The organism is Streptosporangium sp. H16 (assembly GCF_051918855.1).
Taxonomy (GTDB): Bacteria; Actinomycetota; Actinomycetes; order Streptosporangiales; family Streptosporangiaceae; genus Streptosporangium.
The window spans coordinates 1-757 of the sequence record NZ_JBPXMD010000127.1; the positions used below are offsets into that span (position 1 = coordinate 1).

At 65.4% G+C, this 757-nt stretch carries 1 protein-coding gene; it reads right to left on the bottom strand.

Translation table 11 applies throughout. The features are described from left to right. Positions 1-757, bottom strand: a 757-nt coding sequence (locus ACTOQ2_RS43980) for a non-reducing end alpha-L-arabinofuranosidase family hydrolase (protein ID WP_440107996.1), incomplete at both ends; no start/stop codon positions are given.

A 757-nucleotide genomic window follows, 5' to 3' on the forward strand; every position in this document is an offset into this window, starting at 1 on the left:
AGGTTGCAGGGGTCGACGGTCATGGTCTGGTCGGCGCTGGTGCGCAGCAGTTCGCCGTGGCTGATGTCGTTGGTCCAGGTGGCGCCGCTGTTGGCCTTGCCGGCGAACGGGTTGCTCTCGGTGGCGGCCTGCGGGGTCCACGAACCGTTGAGGCTGGTGGCGGTGAAGGAGCGGAAGTAGCGTCCCCGGGAGCCGATCGCTTCGACGATCATGAGGTAGCGGTTCTGGCCCTGGAGCTTGTAGACCTGGACGGCTTCGAACAGGTTGTTGGTGGTGTCGCTCATGATGACGGTGGAGGTGGAGCCGAAGCTGCCGGGGAAGTTGCCGATGGGCATGCTGGCCCGGTAGATCTTGCCGTTGTCGCCGGCGAAGAACAGGTACATGTTGGTGTCGTCACCGATGACGGCCTGGTCGATGGGGCCGGTCTGGGAGCCGGTGATGCTTCCGGAGAAGAGGGTCTGCGGGGAGGACCAGCCGTTGGGGTTGGTGGGGTCGCTGGAGGTGCGGTAGGAGAAGGCGGGTCCGCCCCACTGGTAGGCGAGCACCCAGATGTTCCGGGGGGCGAAGTAGAACAGGCTGGGTGCCACCGTGCCGGAGGACATGGTGTTCTGGCTGGCCGTGGCCATCTCCGACCAGTTGGTGAACAGGCCGAAGTTCATCGATCCCCAGCTGGTGCCGAAGTCGTGCGTGGTGGCGTAGACGAGCTGCCTGCCGTTGTAGGGGGCGACGGTGAAGTCCTTGAGCGAGACCCAGCCCG